The organism is Candidatus Methylacidiphilales bacterium (assembly GCA_025056655.1).
Taxonomy (GTDB): domain Bacteria; phylum Verrucomicrobiota; class Verrucomicrobiia; order Methylacidiphilales; family JANWVL01; genus JANWVL01.
The window spans coordinates 1-2,303 of record JANWVL010000140.1 but is presented as its reverse complement, the minus strand read 5'-3'; the positions used below and the strand labels follow the sequence as shown (position 1 = coordinate 2,303).

General features: G+C 37.6%; 4 protein-coding genes. All 4 read left to right on the top strand.

The features are described from left to right. The first annotated feature begins 25 nt into the window (after positions 1-25). The 4 genes from NZM04_08920 to NZM04_08905 all read left to right on the top strand — a co-directional run bounded on the left by NZM04_08920 (position 26) and on the right by NZM04_08905 (position 2,132). Complete coding sequence (locus NZM04_08920) at positions 26-550, top strand: hypothetical protein (protein ID MCS7064144.1); 525 nt, start codon at positions 26-28, stop codon at positions 548-550. Positions 551-621: 71 nt separating this feature from the next. Further along, positions 622-891: a hypothetical protein gene (locus tag NZM04_08915; protein ID MCS7064143.1), complete on the top strand. Its 270-nt coding sequence runs from the start codon at positions 622-624 to the stop codon at positions 889-891. Between the two features lie 22 nt (positions 892-913). Beyond that, positions 914-1,600 carry a hypothetical protein gene (locus NZM04_08910; protein ID MCS7064142.1) on the top strand — a complete coding sequence of 229 codons (687 nt, stop codon included), beginning with the start codon at positions 914-916 and terminating at the stop codon, positions 1,598-1,600. Between the two features lie 403 nt (positions 1,601-2,003). Next, a complete protein-coding gene (locus NZM04_08905; protein MCS7064141.1) occupies positions 2,004-2,132 on the top strand; it encodes a hypothetical protein in 129 nt (42 codons plus the stop codon). Positions 2,133-2,303: the final 171 nt, after the last annotated feature.

The window sequence follows — 2,303 nt, the reverse complement described above, 5'->3', positions numbered from 1 at the left end:
TAGATAATTAACTAGATGGACAAAGATGGAACCAGATTACACAGACAATCTAGGCGCAATGAGTCATATCAAAGTGGTGCCCAATGCATATTTAGTGCCTCCATACAGTAATGAGAAGATTATCACCCAAATGCATATGATCGATCCTGTGTATGCAATGGGATTTCCTCCTGGTGTAGGGAACGGTTTATATCCGCAAACTATTCCTCCTAACGTGGATTCATCGCATACTTATTTAGCCAGTATGTCGAATATTAATGAACGCCCGTTAGATATGGAATATTACAGATCGATGTCACCTCTTGGATTAGCTATAGCGAATCTATTGAGTATAGATTATCTTGGGAGAAATTTAGATAACAGGACTGTGCCGTCAAATATTGGATCTATCCAATACTTTTACGGAAACCATGGGGATTTGGGGCATTTTAACGGGAATCATTTAGCAGCAACCTATGATGTCTATAATGCCATTAATCAAAACAGCGGCGGTTTATTTATTGGAGGATCGCGTATGACCCAAAATGGGATTAGAAATTTTTCAAAATGAAGAAGAATTTAATTCTATTCATTTTATCAATATTGATTTGGGTAATTTTTATTTGTATGGATTATCAACGAATGCATGCCTCTGACTATTTAGAAAAATTTAGGTTGTTAATTAATAGAATGATGCCGCTTGCTCTAATAAATGCGGTGCTTGCTTTGATAGGAGTAATTTTTACTCTTTTAAAATGGGAAAAATTAGACCGAGTGGGAAAAGGCCTTGGACTACTTCCAGCTATGTTATTTATAATAATTTTTTTTGATTTTAATAATTGGATGTATTATACAACAAAAGAAGGTGGTTTTATTGACATGGTATTAAACAAGTTTTCATCGGGAAAATAATAAGGAAAAAGATGTGATTCACATGGGGGCAAGGCTGTATCATTATCCCACCGCGCGATTCCTTTCCGCCGATCCCCTCGGTCACGCCTCAGATATGAGCCTCTACAGTTATGCGAATAATGATCCGGTGAATGGCGTGGATCCGAGTGGGAGGGCAGTGGATGGATTTACGAGCGGAGTGACGGGGTTTAGCGCACCTGGATCGAGTAATTCCAAGACGTATCAGTGGAGCGCGATTGTGGGTGCGGCAGTATCAGGAGCCATTGAATCATTCGGGAATCAAGTGGATCAACTTTTGTCTCCGATAACATCACCGACTCCAGTAATAAATTGGCCTGTGAGTAGTCTTGCTCATTATATTTTGCGGAGTGGTGAACCTGTAACTCTAGGGCCAAACCTAATAGAATCGCTTCAAAATTTGCAGAAAGCAAATCCGCAATCATTTCCATTAACGAATCAGCCTACAAATATTACATGGAATCAATATGGATCATGGAGTCATCCCTTAGACACGATAAATGTAGGTCTAAGTTTAGGGCAGTTTCGATACACTAATGATGGAGAATCTATACAAGTGATGGATATATATGCTTTCCCATTTTCTCAGTCTGATCATAATGGTGGGACTTCAAAACATAATGCGATTTTATCTATATTTCTAGCAACATTGGGTGATCCATATCCAATATCAGGAACTATTTCTGATTAAAAATTATGTTACATTTACTAAGTTTTGGATTATTAATAATACAGATAGTTTTGTTGATAATGACTATTTGGTTTATTCCATCAAAATGCATTAGAATAAAATCTGGATATATTATCTATACTTTTGCATCAGCTATTTTATGGTTTATCTATACTTTAGTAGCAATGTTTCTTGATTCACAAATGAAACAAGATGTTCCAGGGGCGGGACACTTGTTTATTGGTTTTTGTGCGTGGTTACTAGGGTCTATTGTTTATATAGTTAAGTTATGTTTAAATAATAAATAACATGAAAAATTCCTGATGCATAATCTTACTAATCATCTTATATCTATGGATAGGAAGTTACTCGAGATACAGATATATAAGTAAATTGAACTTTAGTAAAGCAACGCAAAGGTCTTATGCCTGACCCTCTCGGCCACGCCTCAGATATGAGTCTTTACAGTTATGCGAATAATGATCCGGTGAATGGCGTGGATCCGACGGGGACGGCATTCGAGCGGGTTGACGAGTGGGATCTCAGGTTTTAATCCGACGCAGATGGGAAGCTCTTTGAATACTACAATTTGCGTTATTAGCGGCGGGATTAATACGAACTATAGAGGATGGGGAGATATTCTAGGCATCCCTATTCCAAAATTTAATACCCATGACAAAAATTGGGGAAATTTCGTGCAATCAGCTAGAAATGAAATCACAGA

Bases quoted from the DNA above. Each gene is read 5' to 3' on its own strand.
- NZM04_08920 (MCS7064144.1), top strand. From the start codon at position 26: ATGGAACCAGATTACACAGACAATCTAGGCGCAATGAGTCATATCAAA.
- NZM04_08915 (MCS7064143.1), top strand. From the start codon at position 622: ATGCATGCCTCTGACTATTTAGAAAAATTTAGGTTGTTAATTAATAGA.
- NZM04_08910 (MCS7064142.1), top strand. From the start codon at position 914: ATGGGGGCAAGGCTGTATCATTATCCCACCGCGCGATTCCTTTCCGCC.
- NZM04_08905 (MCS7064141.1), top strand. From the start codon at position 2,004: ATGCCTGACCCTCTCGGCCACGCCTCAGATATGAGTCTTTACAGTTAT.